Here is a 19,897-nt window from a genome sequence, read left to right as displayed (position 1 = left end):
GCGGCGCCCCAGGGGCTACGGGATCGTCGGTCGAGCCGGTGCCGGCCTCGGCGGGAGGCGTTCCAGGATCACCCGGGGCCACGCCGCCGCCGGCACCAGCAGCCACACCAGTTGTACGGCCGCGGCTTCCCGGGCCACGGCCCCCGCCCCCAGCACGACGGCCAGCGACGGCCCCACCAGCAGCAGGACCTCCCGCATCCCGCGGCCCGAGGCTCCCGCCGCCACCCCCGCGATCGCCAGGTACACCGCGAGGCTCCCGCACAGCAGCCACCGCACCGACTCCGGAACCGGGCGGTCCGTGTACTCCACCGCGTTGCCGAGCGCCGCAGCCAGCGCCGCCACCGAGCCCGCGACGAAGCAGTGCAGCGGCAGGACCAGCCGTACCGGAAGGACGTCCCACGCCAGCAGCGGCACCCCGTCCGCCCCGTGGCGCAGCGACAGCGACCACAGCAGGAGCAACAGCAGGAACGCGCCGATGCCGACCCCGTACAGCGCCGCGTCCCACTCCACCTGCGAGGTGGCGGCCACCACCTGGGCCACCGCCTCGCCCAGCACGATCAGCTGGAACAGGCCCAGCCGCTCCCCGAGATGCGGCGCGTCCATCAGCGCCGCCACCGGCTTGGGCGCGGCCCGCCTCCTGCGCGCCGCCTCCTGCGCGTACCGCGCGTCCACCCGGGCGGCCAGCCTCGTGCCGGACACCGAGAACATCACCGCCAGGTCGATGGCCAGCCCCAGCGCCCACAGCGCGTACCGCGCCGTCCCGTCGAACCACATCGACACGACCCACGGCGTCAGCCCCAGCCCCAGCTGCGTGATCGGCAGCTCCGGCACGTACTCCCCGCGCCGCTCCCACGCCTTGCCGGCCAGCGACCGCACGAGGATGTAGGCCAGCGCGAACGCCCCCGCCCGCTCCTCCCGCACGCCGTGCACCGAGGCCGCCATCACCGCCATGCCGAACATCCCGGCCAGGACCGTCCACGTGCGGGCCTCCTCGCCGCTGACGTTCCCGTACACCGTGAACAGCATCCAGCCCGTCCAGAAGGCCAGGAACATCACCGCGTACAGCGCCACGTCGGCGCCGCCGGGGCTGCCGTGCAGCAGGTGCGCCAGCTGGGCGACGCCCGCCACCGCCGTCAGATCGAAGAACAGCTCCAGCCAGGAGGCGTGCCGTTCGCCCTCCGCGGGCGCCGACGCTGCCGGCGCGGAATCGGTCATAACGGGATGATAGGTAGGGTGGCCGCATGAGCGGCGAGAGCGACCTGAGGAAACTGCTGAGCGGCATGCGCCCCGAGCTGCACGAGGGGCGGTACGTCTTCTGCACCGTCCCCGGAGCCACGGCGCCGCCCGCCGGAACCACGCCCGTCGCCACCGTGCTGGAGGCCGAGGGGCTCACCCTGGTCCTGCGCCGGGAGGACGCCGACGCCGCCGGCCTCGCCTACGACTACACCTGCGGGTGGATCACCCTGCGCATCCACTCCGCCCTCGACGCCGTCGGTCTCACCGGCGCCTTCGCCGCCGAGCTCGCCGCGCACGGACTCAGCTGCAACGTCATCGCCGGGTACCACCACGACCACCTCTTCGTCCCCGCCGAACGGGCGGCCGAGGCCGTCGCGGTACTGGAGCAACTGGCAACCCGTTCGGCTCAAGAGGGACACCCGTAGAGGCCTGCAACGGCCTGATACCAAAGATTCCGATCTTTCCCGGCAGAGGGCCTTCCACCACGCGTGCGCGGGCGTACGCTGATGCCCCGAACAGGCCCGGGGGGTACCAGCCATGACGGAACGCCGGTCCCGCACACGGCGCAGCATGTTCGAACGCGAGGCGGAACTCGCCATCGTGGACGAAGCCCTGGAGCAGCTCACCGGCTCCGGCCCCGACGGCCGCACGGACACCGGCGCAGGCCCCGGCGCGGGCGGCGCGCTGCTGGCCTTCTCCGGCCCCGCCGGCCTCGGCAAGACCACCCTCCTCACCGAGGTGCGCCGCCGCGCCCTCGCCCGCAACTGCACCCTGCTGGCCGCCCGCGGCGGCGAACAGGAGCAGAGCCAGCCCTTCCACGTCGCCCGCCAGCTCATCCAGCCCCAGCTGGCCGGCCGCTCCGAGGTGGAACTGCGCGCCGCCCTCGGCAGCTGGTACGCCATCGTCGGCCCCGCGCTCGGCCTGTGCGCCCCCGAACAGGGCGCCCCGCCCGACCCCCAGGGCCTGCGCGACGGTCTCGACTGGGTCCTCACCCACCTCGCCGTCCAGCGCGCCCCCGTCGCCCTCGTCCTCGACGACGCCCACTGGGCCGACCCCGAATCCCTCTCCTGGCTCGCCGCCTTCGCCCCGCGCGCCGAACACCTCCCGCTGCTCCTCGTCGTCGCGTACCGCCCCGAGGAACTGCCCGCGCACGCCGAGGCCTTCCGTACGCTGCCCGGCCGCGCCGGACACCGCCCGCTGGCCCTCGCACCACTCACCGAGGCCGCCGTCTCCACCCTGGTCCGCGAGACCGTCGGCGACCACGCCGACGACGCCTTCTGCCGCGAGGCCTGGGCCGTCACCACCGGCAACCCCTTCGAAGCCGTCGAGCTCAGCGCCAAGGTCCGCGACAAGGGCCTCGCCCCCACCTCGGCCAGCGCCCCGCTGCTGCGCGACCTCGCAGCCGCCCAGCGCGGCAGCGGCCTCGTCGCCCGCCTCGAACGCCTCGGGCCGTCCACCGTCCGCTTCGGCTGGGCCTGCGCCGTCCTGGGCACCGCCATCCCGCAGGAGCTCGCAGCCCGGGTCGCCGGCCTCGGCTCCGAGGAGGCCGCCGACGCCACCGGGCGGCTGCGGGAGGCCCGCATCCTGTCCGGGCCCGGCGAAGAGCCCGACGCCGGGCTGGAGTTCGTGCACCCGCTCATCGCCACCGCCCTGTACCGGGCCATCCCCGACGCCCTGCGGGTCGCCCTCCACGGACAGGCCGCCGTGGCCGCCGTCGACGCCGGACTCGGCGCCTCCAACGCCGCCCGCCACCTGCTGGAGAGCCACCCCGAGAACGACCCCTGGGTGGTGCGGACCCTGCGCGAGGCCGCTGCCGAGAACCTGCGGGCCGGCGCCCCCGAGGCCGCCCGCCGCCAGCTCGCCCGCGCCCTGCGCGAGCCCCCGGACTTCGGCGAGCGCGCCGCCGTGCTGTACGAGCTCGGCTGCGCCTCCCTGCTCACCGAACCCGCGAACACCGTGAACCACCTGCGGGCCGCGCTCGCCGAACCCTTCGACGACCCCGCGCTGCGCCAGGGCATCGTCATCCGGCTCGCCCAGGTCCTCGCCCACAGCGACCGCCTCGCCGAGGCCTCGGACTCGCTCGCGCGGGAGATCCCGTACACCCCGGACGCCCGGACCCGACTGCGCCTGCAGTCCGAGCAGTTCATGTGGGACGCCTTCGACGCCGTCGAGCCCGACTCCCCGGCGCGCTCGCGCCGGCTGGCCCGGCTCGCCGACCGGCTGCCCGGCCGCGACCTCACCGAGCGGTACATCATCGGGCTGCGCGCCTGGGACGCCTGCCTGCGCGGCGAACCGGTGGACGTGGTCCTGCACCACGCCGTACGCGCCCTGGGCACGGAGTTCAGCTGGGCCCACGAGGACCGCGGCTTCGAGGTGCCGGTGCTCGCCGCCATGGTCCACATGTACGCCGACCGGCCCGGCCGGGCGGAGGAGCTGTTCGAGGCCGGCACCGCCGAGTTCGAACGGCAGGGCTGGCGCGGGGCCCACCTGTCCTTCGCGTACAGCCTGCGCGCGTACATCCGCTACCGGCGCGGGCGCCTCGCGGAGGCCGAGGAACTGGCCCGGGCCGGGCTGCGGCTCGCCGAGCGCGTGGGGCGCGGTACGCCCGTGCACTGGTACAGCATCGCGATCCTCGCCACGACCCTGCTCGCGCGGGGACGGGTGGACGAGGCCTGGGAGCTGGCGCGGGAGCACGCGTTCGGCGAGTCCGTCCCGGCGGCCGTGGTCTTCCCCGACCCGCAGACCGTGTACGCCGAACTGCTGCTGGCCCGCGGCCGGACGAAGGCGGCGGCGGCCGAACTCGAGGCCGTGGACCGCAGGCTGAGCCCGCGCGGGATCCAGAACCCGTCCTGGTGCCCGTGGCAGCTGCACCTGGCCCGGGCGGTGGCGGCGGAGGACCCGGCCAGGGCGCGCGCCCTCGCCGCCGATGCGGTGCGGCGGGCCCGCGCCTTCGGGGCCCCGTCCGGTGCGGGGCAGGCACTGCGGGTGGCGGCCGAGGTGGCGGCCCCGGAGGAGCGGGCGGGGCTGCTGACGGAGGCGGTCGAGCTGCTGTCGGCCTCACCGGCCGGGTACGAGCTGGCGTGCGCGCTGGCTGCGCTGGGCACGGAGCTCGGGGACGCGGAACTGCTGGCGCGGGCGGTGGCGACGGCGCGGGAGTGCGGGGCGGACGGGCTGGTGGCGAGCCTGGGTGGTGCGGCGACCGGGGGTGCGGAGACGGGCGGTGCGGCGACCGGGCGTGCGGAGACGGGCGGTGCGGCGACCGGGGGTGCGGAGACGGGCGGTGCGGCGACGACTGGTGCGGTCCGGGAGGTCGGGCTGACGGACGAGGAATTCTGCGTGGCGGAAATGGCCGTACGGGACGACCCGGCGGCGCGGGGCCGGGACCTGTCCCCGCTCTACCGGAAGCTGGGCACGGACCGGTCCGGGCTCGCGGAGGCGCTGGAGGTGTTCGCCCGGAGCCCGAGGTGACAGGGCGGGAGCCGGCGGGGCAGGGTGCCGTCATGGACGTCATCGAGCACGGTCAGAGGCTCTCCCACTTCCGCAACGAGACGTCGGCCTTCGAGAAGGCGATCCGGCGCGCGATCGCCGAAGCCGGCGACGGACCGGCCCCGATGGTGCCGTCCTGCCCCGGCTGGTCGGTCGCCGACCTCGTCGCGCACCTGGGCGGGGTGCACCGGTTCGTGGGCCGCATCCTGAGCGACCGCCTGGCCGAGGCCCCGGACCCCACCGATCTCACGATCTTCGAGATCCCGCAGGACCCGGCGGTACGGGCGGCCTGGCCGAAACCGGAGACCGAGCCGAACCGGGGGCCGGTGCCGGAGGCGCTGACGGAGTGGTTCGCGCAGGGCGCACGGCAGCTGGCGGGCCTGTTCCGGGAGCTGGGCCCGGACGTGCCGGTGTGGACGTGGTCGACGGATGCCGGGGAGCCCGCGGAGCACACGAGTGGCTTCTGGCTGCGGATGCAGACCATCGAGCTGGCGGTGCACCGGTGGGACGCGGAGTCCGCGACCGGGGCGCCGGGGCCGATCGACGCGGAGATCGCGGTGGACGCGGTCCCGCAGACCTTCGCAACGATGGCCCCGTTCCGGCGGGCCATGGCCGGGGCCCCGGCCGGGGCGGGGGAGCGGTACCGCTTCCGGCGGACGGACGGGCCCGAGTCCTGGACGGTCACGTTCTCGGGGGAGCGGGTCCTGGTGGAGTACGGGGTCACGGACCCGGTGGACGTCGAGGCCGCGGGAACGGCGTCGGACCTGATGCTGTTCCTCTGGCGGCGGATCCCTTCCACCGGCCTGGCGGTCACCGGGGACGCGGACCTGCTGCCGCACTACTTCACCCTGGTCCCCCCGGTCTGACTGCTGCGCGGAGCCCGTCCCCACCCCGCGCCTTCCCGAAACCGGGGCTCCGCCCCGGACCCCGCGACGGGGGACGGTCCGGAGGCGCGCCCTCCGGCGGACGGGCGGGGCCCGGGGCCGGAAAACGTGGGCGGGCACGTACCATGGCGGCATGTCCTTCCTCCGCCGCAACCGCGCCGCCACACCCGCCGGCCCGGACTTCGACGTCCTGGCCATGGATCCGGGGGACTGGCCGGGCAATCTCGGGGCCGGGCTGCTGCCCGCGCCCGACGGCAGCTGCCAGGGCGTCTTTCTCCGCTACGACCTGTTCGGCGGACGCGGCCCCGCAATGATCATCGGCAACCTCCCCGAGGGCTCCCCGGCCCGGGAGCTCACCGAGGGCCAGGTCCCCTTCGAGGTGGCCCAGCTCCTCGACGCCCTCGAGAACGACGAGGACGTCGAGGTCACCGGCACCGAGGACTGCCCCGTCATGCAGGGCGACAACCTCCTCATCGTCCGGAAGATCAAGCTCTCCGAGGGCCGGATCAGCTGCGTGCAGTTCGACCGCAGCGACAACGTGCTCGTCACCATCGCGAGCTGGGACCGGCCCATCACCGACGACCTGTACGCCCTCCTGAAGCCGCTCCCCGCCGAGCTCTTCCAGCAGGGATGACGGTCACCCCCTACGCGTCCGCGATGTCGTTCGCCGCCACATAGCCGAACGTCATCGCGGGGCCGATCGTCGACCCCGCCCCCGCGTAGCTGTGCCCCATCACCGCCGCGCTCGCGTTGCCCGCCGCCCACAGGCCCCGGATCACCGAGCCGTCCGGGCGCAGCGCCCGCGCCCGCGCGTCCGTGACGATGCCGCCCTTCGTGCCCAGGTCACCCGGCACGATCTTGAAGGCGTAGAACGGCGGTGCCCAGATCGGGGCCAGGCACGAGTTCGGCTGGACCCCCGGGTCCGTGTAGTAGTGGTCGTACGCCGTGTCGCCGCGGTGGAAGTCGGGGTCGGTCCCGTTCCACGCCTGCGCGTTGAACCGGTTGAGGGTCGCCCGGAGCGCTCCCGCCGGGACCCCGATCTGCCCGGCCAGCGCGTCCCAGGTCCACGCCTTCTTCGCCGCGCCCGCCTGGTACCACGAATCCGGGAAGACGATCGTCGGCAGGATGTCCTTGAACAGGTACTTGCTGCGGTAGTTCTGATCCACGATCAGCCACGCCGGGATGTGGGAGCCGACCGCGCCCCGGTCCTTCTCGTACATCACGTGCACCACGTCGCTGTACGGCGCCGCCTCGTTGACGAACCGCGCCCCCGCCCCGTTCACCATCAGCCCGCCCGGCAGGGTCCGTTCGGCGAGACAGAAGTACGGCTCGCCCGGCAGCGGGATCGACGGACCCCACCACGCGTCCTCCATCAGCGCCAGCGCCGCACCCGCCCGCTGCCCGGCCCGGATCCCGTCGCCCGTGTTCTCCTTGGCGCCCACCGACCACTGGGTGCCGATCGGCTGCTGCTGGTACTGCGCCCGCATCTGCGCGTGGTGCTCGAACCCGCCGGAGCCGACGACCACGCCCTTGCGGGCCCGTACGACCCCCCGTACGCCCTCCTTCTCCACCACCACACCGGTGACCGCGCCCGCCTCCTGCACCAGGTCGACCAGCGGGCTGTTCAGCCAGACCGGCACCCCCGCCTGCATCAGCCCGATCCGCAGGCCGGCCGCCAGTGCCTGGCCCATCGTGAGCGGCTTCTGCCCGCACAGCGCGGCCTTGGTGCCCCGCGCCAGGCACTCGGTGGACACCGCCAGGCCCTTGGCGTTCACGGCCGCCAGGTTCAGCCACTTGTAGTCCTGGCTGAACACCACCATCCCGGCGGGGACCGGCATGTACGCCGGGTTCAGCCGGGCCAGTTCGTCGCCCAGGAGATGGCCGTCGATCTGGTCGGGCTCGATGGACCGGCCGTTCGGCAGCCCGCCCGGGAGGTTCGGGTAGTAGTCGCTGTACCCCTCCATGTACCGGAAGCGCAGCGGGCTGTTGGCCATCACGAAGTCCAGCATCCGCGGACCGGCGGCGAGGAAGGCCGCCTGCCGGTCCGCCGGCGAGCCGTCGCCGACGACCGCCGCCAGGTACGCGGCCGCCTTCTGCGGGGTGTCCGGCACCCCCGCGGCCAGGATCACCGAATTGTTCGGCAGCCAGATCCCGGCCCCCGAGCGCGCCGCCGAACCGCCGAAGGTCGGCGCCTTCTCGATCACCAGCACGCTCAGACCCCGCTTGGCGGCGGTGAGCGCGGCGGTCATCCCGGAGGCCCCGGACCCGACCACGACGACGTCGTACTCGCCGAGCGGAACCCCGTCGGCGGCCCGCGCGAGCGCCGACGGCAGCACGGCGGCCGCGACCACCCCCGCCCCGGCCCCGGCGAGGACCGTCCGGCGGGAGGGGAGCACAGGGCTCGCGGGACCGGCCGGCACGGGACCGGGGCTCGCGGGACCGGGGCTCGCGGGATCAGGGCGTACGGGACCAGGGCGTACGGGACCGGCGCTTGCGGACATGGGCGGGCTCCAGCGGAGTGGGGAGGGCGGGAAGGCGGCTCCAGCACGTCTGATGCTGAGTCAGAAAAGGTGTTCGGGGGATCATGTGATGTCAAGACATGCGCAGGGGTGGCGAGACGGGCCGAGACGTCCCCGAACGCACGAAATCCCGTGGTACGCACATCGAGTGCGTACACCACGGGATTTTCGTACGGGGTGCGGGCCGCCGGGATCAGCGGGTTCCGACCGCCGCGCGTACCGCCCTGCGGGCCATGCCGCAGTCGTCGTGCAGACGGCGCAGCAGCAGCCGCTGCTCCTCGCCTGAGGACAGGGCGCCCGCCGGCAGGGGCTGGGTGGGGGCGGTCGCCAGCATGGAGCGCTGGACCGCCGTCTCGCACATCCGGATCTCCCGGGTCAGCACCAGCATCAGGTTGACCAGGAAGGCGTCCCGCGAGGCCGGACCGGCCGACTGGGCGAGCCGGCTGATCTGGCTGCGGGCGGCCGGGGCGTCGCCCAGCACCGTCCACAGCGTGGCCAGGTCGTAGCCGGGCAGGTACCAGCCCGCGTGCTCCCAGTCGAGCAGCACCGGCCCGGCCGGGGACAGCAGCAGGTTCGACAGGAGCGCGTCACCGTGGTTGAACTGCCGCTGCACGCCGGCCAGTTTCAGCCCGCACAGCAGCTTCTGCAGATCACCCAGGTCCCGGTCGGTGAGCAGTCCCAGTTCGTGGTACCGCGCCACCCGCTGCGGGTAGTTCAGCGGGTCCCCGAACAGATCGGTCGGCGGGCGCCACTGGTTCACCCGGCAGACCGCGCCCAGGGCGGCCCGTACGTCGGCCCGCGGCGGGGCCTCCACGGGGTGCCGCTGCAATGCTGCGACCCGGCCCGCCATCCGTTCGACCACCAGCGTGCAGTTCTCGGGGTCCGCGGCGATCAGCCGCGGCACCCGGACCGGCGGGCGGTGTCGGACGAACGCCCGGTACGTCGCTATTTCGTGCCGGTACCGCTCGCGCCATTCCGGCGAGTGGTCCAGTAAAACCTTGGCGACGGCGGTCATCCGGCCCGTCGTCCCGACCAGGAGGACCGACCGGCCGCTGCGCCGCAGCACCTGCACGGGAGCGAACTCGGGACAGATGCGCTGCACCGAGGCGAGCGCGGTGCGCAGCTGCGCACCCTGCGGCCCCGAGAGGTCGATTCTTCCGCTGAGCGGCTGCGATCCGGCCCCCGGCATCCGCCGCGCCCGTACGGCGCCCTGTACCGGCGACGCCTGACGGCTGGGATCGAGGTAGGGGCCGCCGCCCGCCTGGAGCGTGCGGTGCGGCCGGACCGGGGCGGACACGGAGGACGTTGCTGCGTACATGGCGTTTACGGATCCCTTCGTGCGCCGACGAGTTGCGTACGCCACCCCGCCGGTCCCGTACTTCACCCTGGGGAGTTCCGCCCGGAGACCGGGTCGGGGAGGCGCATTCCTACCTGACACCCGGCCGTGGGTGGCGGACCATCTTGCGTGCCCTGGCGAAGCCTGGCGAATAGTCGCTGGGCATCTGACGGCGGGCTACTGTCAAATCAGCCGAGAACCTGGGGGCTTGACGTGAGCAAAGGACCAAACACCCGCCTGAACGACTTGTTCGGCCTGGCCGGCTGGTCGAAGGGTGAGCTGGCGAGGATGGTCAACCGGCAGGCGGCGGCCATGGGCCACCACCAACTGGCCACCGACACCTCGCGGGTACGGCGCTGGATCGACATGGGGGAGACCCCGCGCGAACCGGTGCCCACCGTACTGGCAGCCCTGTTCACCGAGCGGCTCGGTCGTGTCGTGACCATCGAGGACCTCGGGTTCGTACGGCAGCGGCGCACCTCCAAACGGCAGCCGGACGGGGCGAAGGACCCCGACGGAATGCCCTGGGCGCCCGAACGCACAGCCGCGGTCCTCACCGAATTCACGGGAATGGACCTCATGCTCAACCGACGCGGTCTGATGGGCGCGGGTGTCGCGCTCACCGCAGGCTCCGCCCTCACCCACGCCATGAACGACTGGCTCCACACCGATCCCGTCCCCGCCAAGACCCCACAGACCTTCGGCGACTCCTTCCAGGCCGACCCGGCCGGCTACGACCGCTACGAGGCCGCCCCCATCGGCTCCCAGGAGATCGAGGCCCTGGAGCGCTCCGTGGAGGTCTTCCGCGCCTGGGACGCCTCCCGAGGGGGCGGACTGCAGCGCAAAGCCGTGGTCGGCCAGCTCAACGAGGTCGGCGGCATGCTCGCGTACCACCACCCCGACCACCTGCAGCGGCGGCTGTGGGGCGTGGCGGCCAACCTCGCCGTCCTGGCGGGCTGGATGTCCCACGACGTGGGCCTCGAACCCACCGCGCAGAAGTACTTCGTCATCGCCGCGCACGCCGCCCGGGAGGGCGGGGACCGGCCGCGGGCCGGCGAAGCGCTGTCCCGGGCCGCGCGCCAGATGGTCCACCTGGGCAAGCCGCACGAGGCCCTCGACCTCATGAAGCTGGCGCAGTCGGGCTCCGGCGAGCAGACCCTGCCCCGTACCCGCGCCATGCTGCACACCATCGAGGCCTGGGCCCAGGCCGCCATGGGCAAGGGCCAGGCCATGCGCCGCACCCTCGGCGAGGCCGAGGACCTGTTCGTGTCGGACAAGGGCGACGTGCCGCCGCCGTCGTGGATGCAGAACTTCGACGAGGCGGACCTGCACGGCATGCAGGCCCTGGCGTTCCGCACCCTCGCCGAACACGACCCTTCCGTCGCGCCGATCGCCCAGCGGCACGCCCGCGAGGCGCTGCGACTGCGGTCCGGCGGCCACCAGCGCTCGCAGATCTTCGACTACATCTCCATGGCCTCGGCCTGCTTCATCGCCGACGACCCGGAGCAGGCCGACCGCTACGCCCGGCTCGCGCTGGTCTCGATGAACGAGACCTCCTCGCACCGGACCTGGGACCGGCTGCGCGAGATGTACCGGCTCACCGGCCAGTACGCGGGGTACGCGCGCATCGAGGACCTGCGCGCGGAGATCGAAATGGCCCTGCCGAACAGCCCGACGCAGCGCACCGTCTAGGCCTTGCGCGGGCATCCCGCGCCGGTGCGTGCACCGGCACCGCCGGCGGTACCCGTACGGAGACGAGAAAGGCCGCGCCTTCCGGCGCGGCCCTGAGACGTCGTACCCGTCGGCCCGTCGTCGGCGCTCAGCCCCCTACCCTGGCCACCAGGACGCAGGCGTCGTCCTCGCGTTCGCTCTCGCCGAATTCCTCGACCACCATCCGCACGCAGTCCTGCGCCGACCGCGCCGCCGTGAACCGCGGCGCGAGCGCCAGCAGCCGCTCGGTGCCGTCCGCCCGGCTGAACTCGATGCTGCGCGGCGTCAGTCCGTCCGTGTGCAGGACGAGTACGTCGCCGACCTGCAGCCGTTCCTCGGCCTGCCCGTACGCCGCCCCGGAGGTCGCGCCCAGCAGTACGCCCTCCGGCGGCTGCAGGGCACGGCCCGAGCTGCCGCGGAACAACAGCGGCGCGGGATGGCCGGCCTGAGCCCAGGAGAGCACGCGGCGCGCGGGATCGTAGCGGCAGCAGACGGCCGAGCCGAGCGCCGGCTGTACGGAGGTCTCCAGGAGCTGGTTGAGCCAGCCCATCAGCGGGCCCGGCTCGATCCCTGCCATGGCCATGCCGCGCAGGGCGCCCAGCATCATCGCCATCCCGGAGGTGGCGGTCACCCCGTGCCCGGTCAGGTCGCCGACCGTCAACAGTGAGCGCCCGTCCGGTAGTTCGAGTGCGTCGTACCAGTCGCCGCCGATCAGGGCGCTCGTCGCGGAGGGCAGGTAGTGCGCGGCGACGTCGAGCGCGCCGGTGGTGTGGTGCGGGAACCGCAGGGAGCCGCGCCACGGGGGGAGCACGGCTTCCTGCAGCTCGACCGCAAGCCGGTGCTCGGTCTGCGCGATCTCCCGCCGGCGCTGCAGCGAGTCACGGGACTCGCGCACGGCGCGCTGGCTTCGGCGCAGCTCACTCACGTCCCGGAGCACGGCCCACATGGAGGCGGTGCAGCCGTCGGAGTCGAGTACCGGCTCGCCTCGCATGTGCAGCGTCCGGACGCGGCCGTCGGCCCGGACGATGCGGAACTCGCCGTCGATCGGTTTGCCGTCGACCAGACAGGCCGTCACCATCGAGGTGAGCAGCGGCTGGTCCTCGGAGAAGAGGGTGGAGCCGAGTTCGTCGAGGGGGAGCGGGCCCGCCTCGGGCGAGCGCCCGAAGATCTGGAACAGCTCCTCGGACCAGTTGACCTCGTCGGTGAGCAGGTTCCACTCGGCGCTGCCCACGCGGGTCTGCTGGGGCTCGGTCCCGGGCGAGGGCGCCCCTTCGGGGAGTTCACCGAGTTCGGGGGCGGGCGGCAGGCCTTCCTTGAGCTGTCCCAGGTGCTCGCGCAGGTCGTCGAGGTGGTGGACGGCGAGGTCGCACAGGGCGCGCTGCCAGCGGCCCTGGGCGTCGTCGTCGTCGACGACGGTGTCGCGGCGCACCGCGGCCACTTCGCCGCGCAGCCGCCGGGTCTGAGAGATCAGGGCGTCCACCGAACCGGGCTCGGGCGGCTGCGCGGGACGGTCCGCGAAGAGGTGGGACGGCATGAGAACTCCGATACAGGCGGCGCGGCACGGCCAAGTCTGAAGGAAGGACCGGTTACGACTGTTGCACAGGCGGCGACGGCCCGTAAGGCGTTTGGCAACATCCGTAATGTCGTTGCTTCTGGCATATGCCAAGGGCCTCCCGGCCCCCCCTTCGCGTGTACGAACGTTTCCGGTCAGCCCCTGCCGGCACCCCGTCGGCGGTTCCGGGCCGCCTCGGGTCTCACACGACGAGCGGCACCGGGTGGATCTCGTTGGCCGGGTGCCCCGTGCGCTCGTGGATCCGCTGCACGGCCTCCGCGGACGGCGCCTCGGACAGGCAGTACACCGTGCCGGATTCCGGGTCGGCCCAGGCGCGCTCGAAGTGCACCTTCTCGTCGCCCTCGATCGCCAGGTCCGCCTTGTGGGCGGCCATCAGCTCGGCTTCCGTGATGCCCTTCATGCCGTGGTGGACATCCATGTACATCGCCACCGCCGCACACCTCCTCACGTGTCTTTGCGAGTGCAGCCCTATCTCCTTCCATCGTCCCCCCGCGGCCGGAAACCGGCCCTCCGGGAGAGGCGGATCGATCGTACGGACGAGATGTGCGAGGCCTCGGTGCGGTAGAACCCGTACCCGAGCGGGATCAACGCCTCCGCGGGAGTACCCCCCGAACGAAGGACCCCCTCCCCGAGCGGCCCATCCTGTCGCCCGGCTTCCCTGCCCACCCGGTGATCGCTACCCTACGTGTCGGTAACGAGCCGGGGGAGGTCCGCGAACGCGGGCCCGCGCAGGGGTTGGGGACACAGCGACATGACCGGGCAGAGCCGCCGCTCCTTCCTCACGTACCTCGTGGCGGCGCCGACGCTCGCCCTCGTCACCCGCGCCGGGGCCGACGTGCTCGCCCCGCAGCCCGCCCACGCCGTGGTCCCGAGCCTGCCCGCCCCGGCCGATCTGGTGGACCTCGGCGACCTGTTCATCCTGGCCGGCGCCCCCACCTCCGCCCTGCTGGCGCTCTCCGTGGAGGCGGACGGGACCATCCGCTTCCGGCTGCCGCGCGAGGAGGTCGGGCAGGGGCTCACCACCGCCGTGGCCATGCTCGTCGCGGAGGAGCTCGACGCGCCGCTGGCCGCCGTCCGCGTGGAACTGGACGACGCGCGTCCCGAGCTGCTGTTCAACCAGCTCACCGGCAGCTCCAACTCCATCCGCTCGCTCTACGGGCCGGTCCGGCAGGCCGCCGCCACCGCCCGGGCCCGCCTGGTCGCCGCGGCCGCCCGCCGGTGGGGCCTCGCCGCGTCCTCGCTGACCACCGCGAACGGCGCCGTACGGGCCCCCGACGGACGCACCGCCGACTACGGCAGCCTCTCCGCGGCGGCCGCCGACCCCGCCCTGATCGTCCTCGGCGCCACCCCGAAGAACGCGGCGAAGCACTCCCTCGTCGGCAGACCCACCGGCCGGATCGACGCCCGCGCGATGGTGACCGGCGCCCAGCAGTACACCCTCGACCTCGACGTGCCCGGCGCCAAGCCCTGCGTCGTGCGCCGCCCGCCCTCCCTCGGCGGCAGCGTCAAGGCCGTCGCCAACCTCGCCGCCGTCCGCGCCATGCCCGGCGTGCTGCACGTGGTCACCGTCCCGACCGGGGTCGCCGTCGTCGCCGAGACCTTCGGCCAGGCCCTCGACGCCAAGGCCGCCCTCCAGGTCACCTGGGGTCCCGGCCCCGCCGACCAGCTCTCGGACGCGCAGATCCGCGCCAAGCTGCGCGCCGCCACCCCGCCGCTGCTGGTGCCGCCGCTGCTCACCCCGTACGTGGACGCCGAGTTCGACTTCGCCTTCGTCAGCCACGCGGCCATGGAGACCAACTCCGCCGTGGCCGACGTGCGGGACGACCGCGCCGAGATCTGGTCCGGGCTGAAGTCCCCGATCGTGGCCCGCGAGACCATCGCCGCAGACCTCGGCCTTCCGCTCGACAAGGTCACCGTGCACGTGGTCCAGGCCGGCGGCTCCTTCGGGCGGCGGCTCTTCTTCGACGCCGCCCTGGAGGCCGCCCGCGTCTCCAAGGCCTGCCGCCGTCCCGTCCGGCTGATGTGGACCCGCGTCGACGACACCCGGCACGGCCGGATGCGCCCCGCCACCCACCACAAGATCCGCGCCACCCACCTGCTGGGCGAGGTGCTCAGCTTCGAGCACCGGGTGGCCGCCGCCGAGACCGACTTCCGGCACGGGCTCGGCGAGATCATCACCGCCACCGCAGCCAGCCTGCCGCTCGGCATCGGCAACGCGACCCTGGCGCAGACCCTGTTCCACACCACGATCAAGTCCCCGTACCACTTCGGGCTCACCACGCACGGGCTCAGCGAGGTGCCCACCGGCATCCCGACCGGCTCCTGGCGCTCGGTGTACTCCGCCAACACCCGGGGCGCCGAGGAGATCGTCGTCGACGAGCTCGCGGCGCGGACCGGCAAGGACCCGTACCAGTTCCGGCGCACCTTCCTGAAGACCGCGGCCCAGCGCGCGGTGCTCGACAAGGCGGCGACGGAGGGGGAGTGGGGACGGCCCATGCCGGCGGGCTGCGCGCAGGGCATCGCCTTCCACGACGAGTACAAGTCCCGTACCGCCTGCCTGGTCGAGATCGACGCCCGCGACCCGGAGCGCGTCCGCGTCACCAAGGCCGTCATCGCGGTCGACGTGGGCCTGCCCGTCAACCCGCGCGGACTGGAGGCCCAGATGATCGGCGGCCTCACCGACGCGATCTCCACCACCCTGAAGGCCGGGCTGCACCTGGACAAGGGGCTGCCGCTGGAGGGCAGTTACAGTCAGTTCCACTGGGCCCGGCAGCGCGACACCCCGCAGGACGTACGGGTCTTCGTGCTGCCGGCCACCGGGGAGGAGCCGGGCGGCGCGGGCGAGCTCGGCGTACCCGCCGCGGTGGGGGCCATCGCCAACGCCTGGGCCCGGGCCACCGGCAACAAGCCGCGCAGCTTCCCCCTCGACTTCGACGTCGACTTCACCCCGTACCCCCGCTAGCACAGCCCGTCAGTTCAGGAGAGTCCGCCGTGCCCTCGCACACCTTCACCGTCAACGGGCGGAGCGTCACCGTGGACGCGCCCGACGATCTGCCCCTGCTGTGGGTGCTCCGCGACATGCTGGGCGTACGCGGCCCGAAGTACGGCTGCGGCGTGGACGTCTGCAAGGCCTGCACCAGCCATCTCGACGGGGCGGACATCCGCCCGTGCGTGGTGCCGGTCTCGGCGTGCGCCGGGAAGACGGTGACCACCATCGAGGGGCTGGCGAACGGGGACGAGCTGCACCCGGTGCAGGAGGCCTGGCTCGAACAGGACGTCTCCCAGTGCGGTTTCTGCCAGCCCGGTCAGATCATGGCCGCCGTCGCGCTGCTGAAGCGGACCGGGACGCCCACGGACGAGGACATCGACGCCATCGCCAACATCTGCCGCTGCGGCACCTACTTCCGCATCCGGGAGGCCATCCGCAGCGCGGCCGCCCGGATGCCTTAGGTACAGAGGCGAGCGAGAGGGCCCCGGGGACTCCCCCGTCGATCCCGGGGCCCGACCGCTCGGGGTCAAACCTAGGCCGCCGGTGGCCGGTTCGCAGGGTCCGCCCTGCACAGTGAGCGGCCGGGGCGGGTATCACTGAGCACAGTGATACGCCGGGTGGTCGACGGCGACAGCGCGACCCGGACCGAAGGGAACCCCTCATTTCGCACCCGCCCCTCCCGCAAACGCCCGCGGACCGGTCCCGCAGCCGGTCCGAGGACATCCTCAAGCTGCACCGGCTCGCCCGTTCCGGCGGCTCGGCCGCCCTGTTGGAGTGGCTCGCCGCCCGACTGGGCGGCTGGACCGGGGTGGTGGACGCCGACGGAGCCGCCGGTCCGGAGCTCGCCGTCCGCGGGGCCGCGGAGTTACGGGCCCGGGGCGTGCGCTCGGCCGTCCTGCACGGCGAGCGTTCGGCCGCGCTGCTGTTCGCGCTGGACGGGAGCCGCGCGCTGGCCGCCGTACTGGACCTGCCGCACCGCCCGGGAGCCTCCGCGCTGCTCGCGGACGCCGCCGCCGTACTGGCCCTCGTCCTGCGCGCCGAGGAGGCCGAGCGGCGCGAGGAACGGGCCGAACTCGCCGAATCACGGGCCCGCGAGGCCGTCCTGCACCTGCTGATGAACGGCCGGCTCTCCACCGCCCACCAGATCGCCGAGGCGCTCTGCCCCTCGCTGCCCGAGCCGATGCGGATGTACGTCGTGGAGTGCCGGGCCGGGGAGCGCGGCGAGGTGGCCCGGCTCTGCGAGGAGCTGACGGGCGGCCGGGCCTGGATCGTGCGCTGCCCGGTGTACGTGCGCCACCTCATCGTCCTGGTCCCCGGCGACCTCGCGGCGCGCTCGGCCGAGCACGATCCGCTCGCCGAGGCGCTGGCGGCAGTGGCCCGCGACTGCACGGTCGGGGTGAGCGCGGAACTGCGGCTGCGCGACGCCCCGGCCGCCTACACCCAGGCCTTCCACGCGCTGGCCGTCGCCCGCGGCCGCGGCGGACGGCACGCCCGCTTCGGCCCCGGGCCCGAACTGGAGCTGGCCGCCCACGCGGCCGGGACCGGCTGGGCCGAGGCCCTGCTCGCGCCCCTGCACACGTACGTGCCCCGGCGCCCCCAGGACCCCGGCGCGCAGGAGCTGCGGGCCACGGCCCACGCCTGGCTGAACTTCTGCTCGCACGCGACGCGGCTGCTGAAGATCCACCGCAACACCCTGGCCACCCGGCTGCGCCTGATCGAGTCGGTGCTCGGCGTGGAGCTCGCGCAGCTCCCCGAGCAGGCGGCGCTCTCGCTCGCCCTGCGGCTGACCCCGGGCGGGGCGGGGGTTGCCCCGGGAGGCGACGCGGGGGCTGCCCCAGGCGGCATGGCCGGAGCTCCCGCCGATCTGGACGGCGTCCTGCGCCACCCCGACCTGGCGGCCTGGGCCCGCGCGCACCTGGCGCCCCTGACCGGACGGGACGCCCCGCCCGGCGCCCGGGAGACCGTACGGGCCTGGCTGCGGCACGACGCGCACCTGGTTCCGGCCGCCGCCGCGCTCGGCATCTCGGTACCGGGGACGCGCAAACGGCTGACCCGGATCGAGGCGCTCCTGGAGCGCTCGCTGCTGCGGTCGCCCAGCGCCCGCTACGACCTGTGGCTGGCTCACCGGGCCGAGGAACTGGCCGGGTTCGGGGCAGGACACAGCCCCAATAAGGGGCATAGCGCATGAAATATGCACGATCATGCCGAGATGAGGCGTATCAATCTGAAGCGCGTGCTGGTGGGTGAACCGCTCGACACCGCGCGACTGGGCGAGACCCTGCTGCCGAAACGGCTCGCGCTGCCGATCTTCTGCAGCGACCCGCTCTCCTCCGTGGCCTACGCCACCGAGGAGATCCTGCTCATCCTCGCCCTCGGCGGTGTCGCCCTGCTGCACCTCGCCTGGTACGCGGCCGCCGCCATCGTCTTCCTGATGATCGTGGTCGTCGCCTCCTACCGGCAGACCTGCTACGCCTATCCCGGCGGCGGCGGTGCGTACATCGTCAGCTCGGAGAACCTCGGCCAGACCGCTGCCCTGACGGCCGCCAGCGCGCTGCTCGTCGACTACGTCATGACCGTCGCCGTCTCCGTGGTCTCCGGCGTCGACGCCATCACCTCCGCGATCCCCTCGCTCAGCGACCACGAAGTCGGCCTGTCGGTGGGGTTCGTGGTGCTGCTGATGCTGATGAACCTGCGCGGCGTACGGGAGTCGGGACGCATCTTCGCCATCCCGACGTACGGGTTCGTCCTCGTCATCTACGCCATGTTCGCCGTGGCGGCGGTGCGGATCGCGACCGGCGCGACCATTCGCGCCGAGTCGGCCGACCTCCCGATCACCGCCGAGGGCACGTTCACCGGACTGGGCCTGGTGCTCCTCGCGATGCGGGCCTTCGCCTCCGGCTGTACGGCCCTCACCGGTGTCGAGGCGATCAGCAACGGCGTACCCGCCTTCCAGAGGCCCAAGAGCCGCAACGCCGCCAACACGCTGGCCGCGATGGGCGCCCTGTCGGTGACCATGTTCGTCGGCATCACCATCCTGGCCATGGTGTACGACGTGCACGTCGCCGCCGACCCGACGGAACTGGGCCTGCCGCCCGGCACGCCGATGTCCACCGCGCTCGCCCAGATCGGCCGTGCCACCTTCGGGAGCTGGCACTTCCTCTTCTACCTGCTCCAGGCCGTCACCGCGGGCGTACTGATCCTCGCGGCCAACACCGCCTTCAACGGCTTCCCGATGCTCGCCTCGATCCTGGCCAAGGACCGGTACGCACCGCGCCAGCTCTTCAACCGCGGCGACCGGCTCGTCTACTCCAACGGCATCGTGCTGCTCGCGCTCGCCGCAGTCGTCCTCATCGTCGCCTTCGACGCCCAGCTGACCCGCCTGATCCAGCTCTACATCATCGGCGTCTTCGTCTCCTTCACCCTCTCCCAGGCGGGCATGGTCCGGCACTGGCGGCGGGAGCTCGCCTCCCCGGCCACGCCCCGGGAGCAGCGGATCCACATCCACCGCCGACGGGCGATCAACGCGGTCGGCGCCACGCTGACCGCCGTGGTCCTGGTCATCGTCCTGGTCACCAAGTTCACGCACGGCGCCTGGCTGGTCGTCATCGCGATGCCGCTGCTGTTCCTGGGCATGAAGGGGGTCCGCCGGCACTACGACCGGGTCTCGGCGCAGGTCGCCGTCGCCCCCGGGGTCAAACCGCGCAAACCCTCCCGCCACCACGTGCTGGTGCTGGTCGCCAACGTGCACGCCCCGACGCTGAAGGCGCTCGGCTACGCACAGGCGCTGCGGCCGGACACCCTGACGGCCGTCACCGTCGCCGCCGACGAGGAGGACGCGCGCCGGCTGCGCGAGGCATGGGCGGAGCACGACCCGGGCGTCGCGCTGAAGATCCTGCACTCCCCGTACCGCGAGGTCGTCGGGCCGGTGCTCGCGCACATCCAGGAGCTGGCCGCCGCCGAGGGGACGGACATCCTGTCCGTGGTGATCCCCGAGTACGTGGTGGGGCACTGGTGGGAGCAGCCCCTGCACAACCAGAACGCGTTCCGGCTGAAGGCGAGGCTGCTGTTCACCCCGGGCGTCGCGGTGATCGACGTACCGTACCTGCTCGAGTCGGCCCGGCCGGCCGCACCGCACGAGCCGGCGGAGTCGACGAGGGCCTGAGG

14 protein-coding genes are annotated in these 19,897 nt (G+C 73.5%); 9 read left to right on the top strand and 5 right to left on the bottom strand.

The features are described 5' to 3' along the window. Positions 1–15: 15 nt before the first annotated feature. A complete protein-coding gene (locus tag ACZ49B_RS11050; RefSeq protein WP_468303276.1) occupies positions 16–1,215 on the bottom strand; it encodes a low temperature requirement protein A in 1,200 nt (399 codons plus the stop codon). A gap of 26 nt (positions 1,216–1,241) precedes the next feature. Here ACZ49B_RS11050 and ACZ49B_RS11045 point away from each other — a divergent pair, with 26 nt between their 5' ends. From ACZ49B_RS11045 to ACZ49B_RS11030, 4 genes are all read left to right on the top strand, one after another. Beyond that, complete coding sequence (locus tag ACZ49B_RS11045) at positions 1,242–1,661, top strand: ACT domain-containing protein (RefSeq protein ID WP_468303273.1); 420 nt, start codon at positions 1,242–1,244, stop codon at positions 1,659–1,661. Positions 1,662–1,806: 145 nt separating this feature from the next. Beyond that, positions 1,807–4,704, top strand: a complete 2,898-nt coding sequence (locus tag ACZ49B_RS11040) for an ATP-binding protein (RefSeq protein ID WP_468303270.1) — start codon at positions 1,807–1,809, stop codon at positions 4,702–4,704. 32 nt (positions 4,705–4,736) lie between these two features. Further along, the gene (locus tag ACZ49B_RS11035; protein ID WP_468303267.1) at positions 4,737–5,588 is read left to right on the top strand and encodes a maleylpyruvate isomerase family mycothiol-dependent enzyme; all 852 of its coding nucleotides are present in this window, start codon (positions 4,737–4,739) and stop codon (positions 5,586–5,588) included. A 151-nt stretch (positions 5,589–5,739) separates the two neighbouring features. Beyond that, the gene (locus ACZ49B_RS11030; protein ID WP_053787178.1) at positions 5,740–6,240 is read left to right on the top strand and encodes a hypothetical protein; all 501 of its coding nucleotides are present in this window, start codon (positions 5,740–5,742) and stop codon (positions 6,238–6,240) included. 10 nt (positions 6,241–6,250) lie between these two features. Here the strand turns inward: ACZ49B_RS11030 and kstD are convergent, their stop codons facing one another. Next, positions 6,251–8,002: a 3-oxosteroid 1-dehydrogenase gene (kstD, locus tag ACZ49B_RS11025; RefSeq protein ID WP_468303265.1), complete on the bottom strand. Its 1,752-nt coding sequence runs from the start codon at positions 8,000–8,002 to the stop codon at positions 6,251–6,253. A 316-nt stretch (positions 8,003–8,318) separates the two neighbouring features. Continuing rightward, positions 8,319–9,443 (bottom strand): aminoglycoside phosphotransferase family protein, encoded by a 1,125-nt coding sequence (locus ACZ49B_RS11020; RefSeq protein ID WP_468303262.1) that lies wholly within the window; start codon positions 9,441–9,443, stop codon positions 8,319–8,321. A gap of 231 nt (positions 9,444–9,674) precedes the next feature. Here ACZ49B_RS11020 and ACZ49B_RS11015 point away from each other — a divergent pair, with 231 nt between their 5' ends. Next, positions 9,675–11,153 carry a DNA-binding protein NsdB gene (locus ACZ49B_RS11015; protein WP_468303260.1) on the top strand — a complete coding sequence of 493 codons (1,479 nt, stop codon included), beginning with the start codon at positions 9,675–9,677 and terminating at the stop codon, positions 11,151–11,153. A 127-nt stretch (positions 11,154–11,280) separates the two neighbouring features. Here the strand turns inward: ACZ49B_RS11015 and ACZ49B_RS11010 are convergent, their stop codons facing one another. Both ACZ49B_RS11010 and ACZ49B_RS11005 read right to left on the bottom strand, forming a co-directional pair. Then, positions 11,281–12,705, bottom strand: coding sequence for a PP2C family protein-serine/threonine phosphatase (locus tag ACZ49B_RS11010; protein ID WP_468303257.1), 1,425 nt, complete (start codon positions 12,703–12,705; stop codon positions 11,281–11,283). A gap of 220 nt (positions 12,706–12,925) precedes the next feature. Next, complete coding sequence (locus ACZ49B_RS11005) at positions 12,926–13,174, bottom strand: SCO4226 family nickel-binding protein (protein WP_468303254.1); 249 nt, start codon at positions 13,172–13,174, stop codon at positions 12,926–12,928. A gap of 321 nt (positions 13,175–13,495) precedes the next feature. Here ACZ49B_RS11005 and ACZ49B_RS11000 point away from each other — a divergent pair, with 321 nt between their 5' ends. The 4 genes from ACZ49B_RS11000 (at position 13,496) to ACZ49B_RS10985 (ending at position 19,895) form a co-directional block, all read left to right on the top strand. After that, positions 13,496–15,706: a xanthine dehydrogenase family protein molybdopterin-binding subunit gene (locus tag ACZ49B_RS11000; protein ID WP_468303251.1), complete on the top strand. Its 2,211-nt coding sequence runs from the start codon at positions 13,496–13,498 to the stop codon at positions 15,704–15,706. A 29-nt stretch (positions 15,707–15,735) separates the two neighbouring features. Further along, entirely contained in the window at positions 15,736–16,194 is a 459-nt protein-coding gene (locus ACZ49B_RS10995) for a (2Fe-2S)-binding protein (RefSeq protein WP_468303248.1), read from the top strand. A gap of 308 nt (positions 16,195–16,502) precedes the next feature. Next, a complete protein-coding gene (locus tag ACZ49B_RS10990; RefSeq protein ID WP_468303245.1) occupies positions 16,503–17,921 on the top strand; it encodes a helix-turn-helix domain-containing protein in 1,419 nt (472 codons plus the stop codon). Between the two features lie 21 nt (positions 17,922–17,942). After that, positions 17,943–19,895, top strand: a complete 1,953-nt coding sequence (locus ACZ49B_RS10985) for an APC family permease (protein WP_468303242.1) — start codon at positions 17,943–17,945, stop codon at positions 19,893–19,895. Positions 19,896–19,897: the final 2 nt, after the last annotated feature.

This window comes from Streptomyces sp. NPDC031132 (assembly GCF_055570595.1).
Note: the sequence above shows the minus strand (reverse complement) of the source record. Positions and strands in the feature narration are given on the sequence as shown.

Excerpts from the sequence above, each read along its gene's own strand:
- ACZ49B_RS11050 (WP_468303276.1), bottom strand. The coding sequence starts at position 1,215 with ATGACCGATTCCGCGCCGGCAGCGTCGGCGCCCGCGGAGGGCGAACGG.
- ACZ49B_RS11045 (WP_468303273.1), top strand. The coding sequence starts at position 1,242 with ATGAGCGGCGAGAGCGACCTGAGGAAACTGCTGAGCGGCATGCGCCCC.
- ACZ49B_RS11040 (WP_468303270.1), top strand. The coding sequence starts at position 1,807 with ATGTTCGAACGCGAGGCGGAACTCGCCATCGTGGACGAAGCCCTGGAG.
- ACZ49B_RS11035 (WP_468303267.1), top strand. The coding sequence starts at position 4,737 with ATGGACGTCATCGAGCACGGTCAGAGGCTCTCCCACTTCCGCAACGAG.
- ACZ49B_RS11030 (WP_053787178.1), top strand. The coding sequence starts at position 5,740 with ATGTCCTTCCTCCGCCGCAACCGCGCCGCCACACCCGCCGGCCCGGAC.
- ACZ49B_RS11020 (WP_468303262.1), bottom strand. The coding sequence starts at position 9,443 with ATGTACGCAGCAACGTCCTCCGTGTCCGCCCCGGTCCGGCCGCACCGC.
- ACZ49B_RS11010 (WP_468303257.1), bottom strand. The coding sequence starts at position 12,705 with ATGCCGTCCCACCTCTTCGCGGACCGTCCCGCGCAGCCGCCCGAGCCC.
- ACZ49B_RS11000 (WP_468303251.1), top strand. The coding sequence starts at position 13,496 with ATGACCGGGCAGAGCCGCCGCTCCTTCCTCACGTACCTCGTGGCGGCG.
- ACZ49B_RS10985 (WP_468303242.1), top strand. The coding sequence starts at position 17,943 with ATGAGGCGTATCAATCTGAAGCGCGTGCTGGTGGGTGAACCGCTCGAC.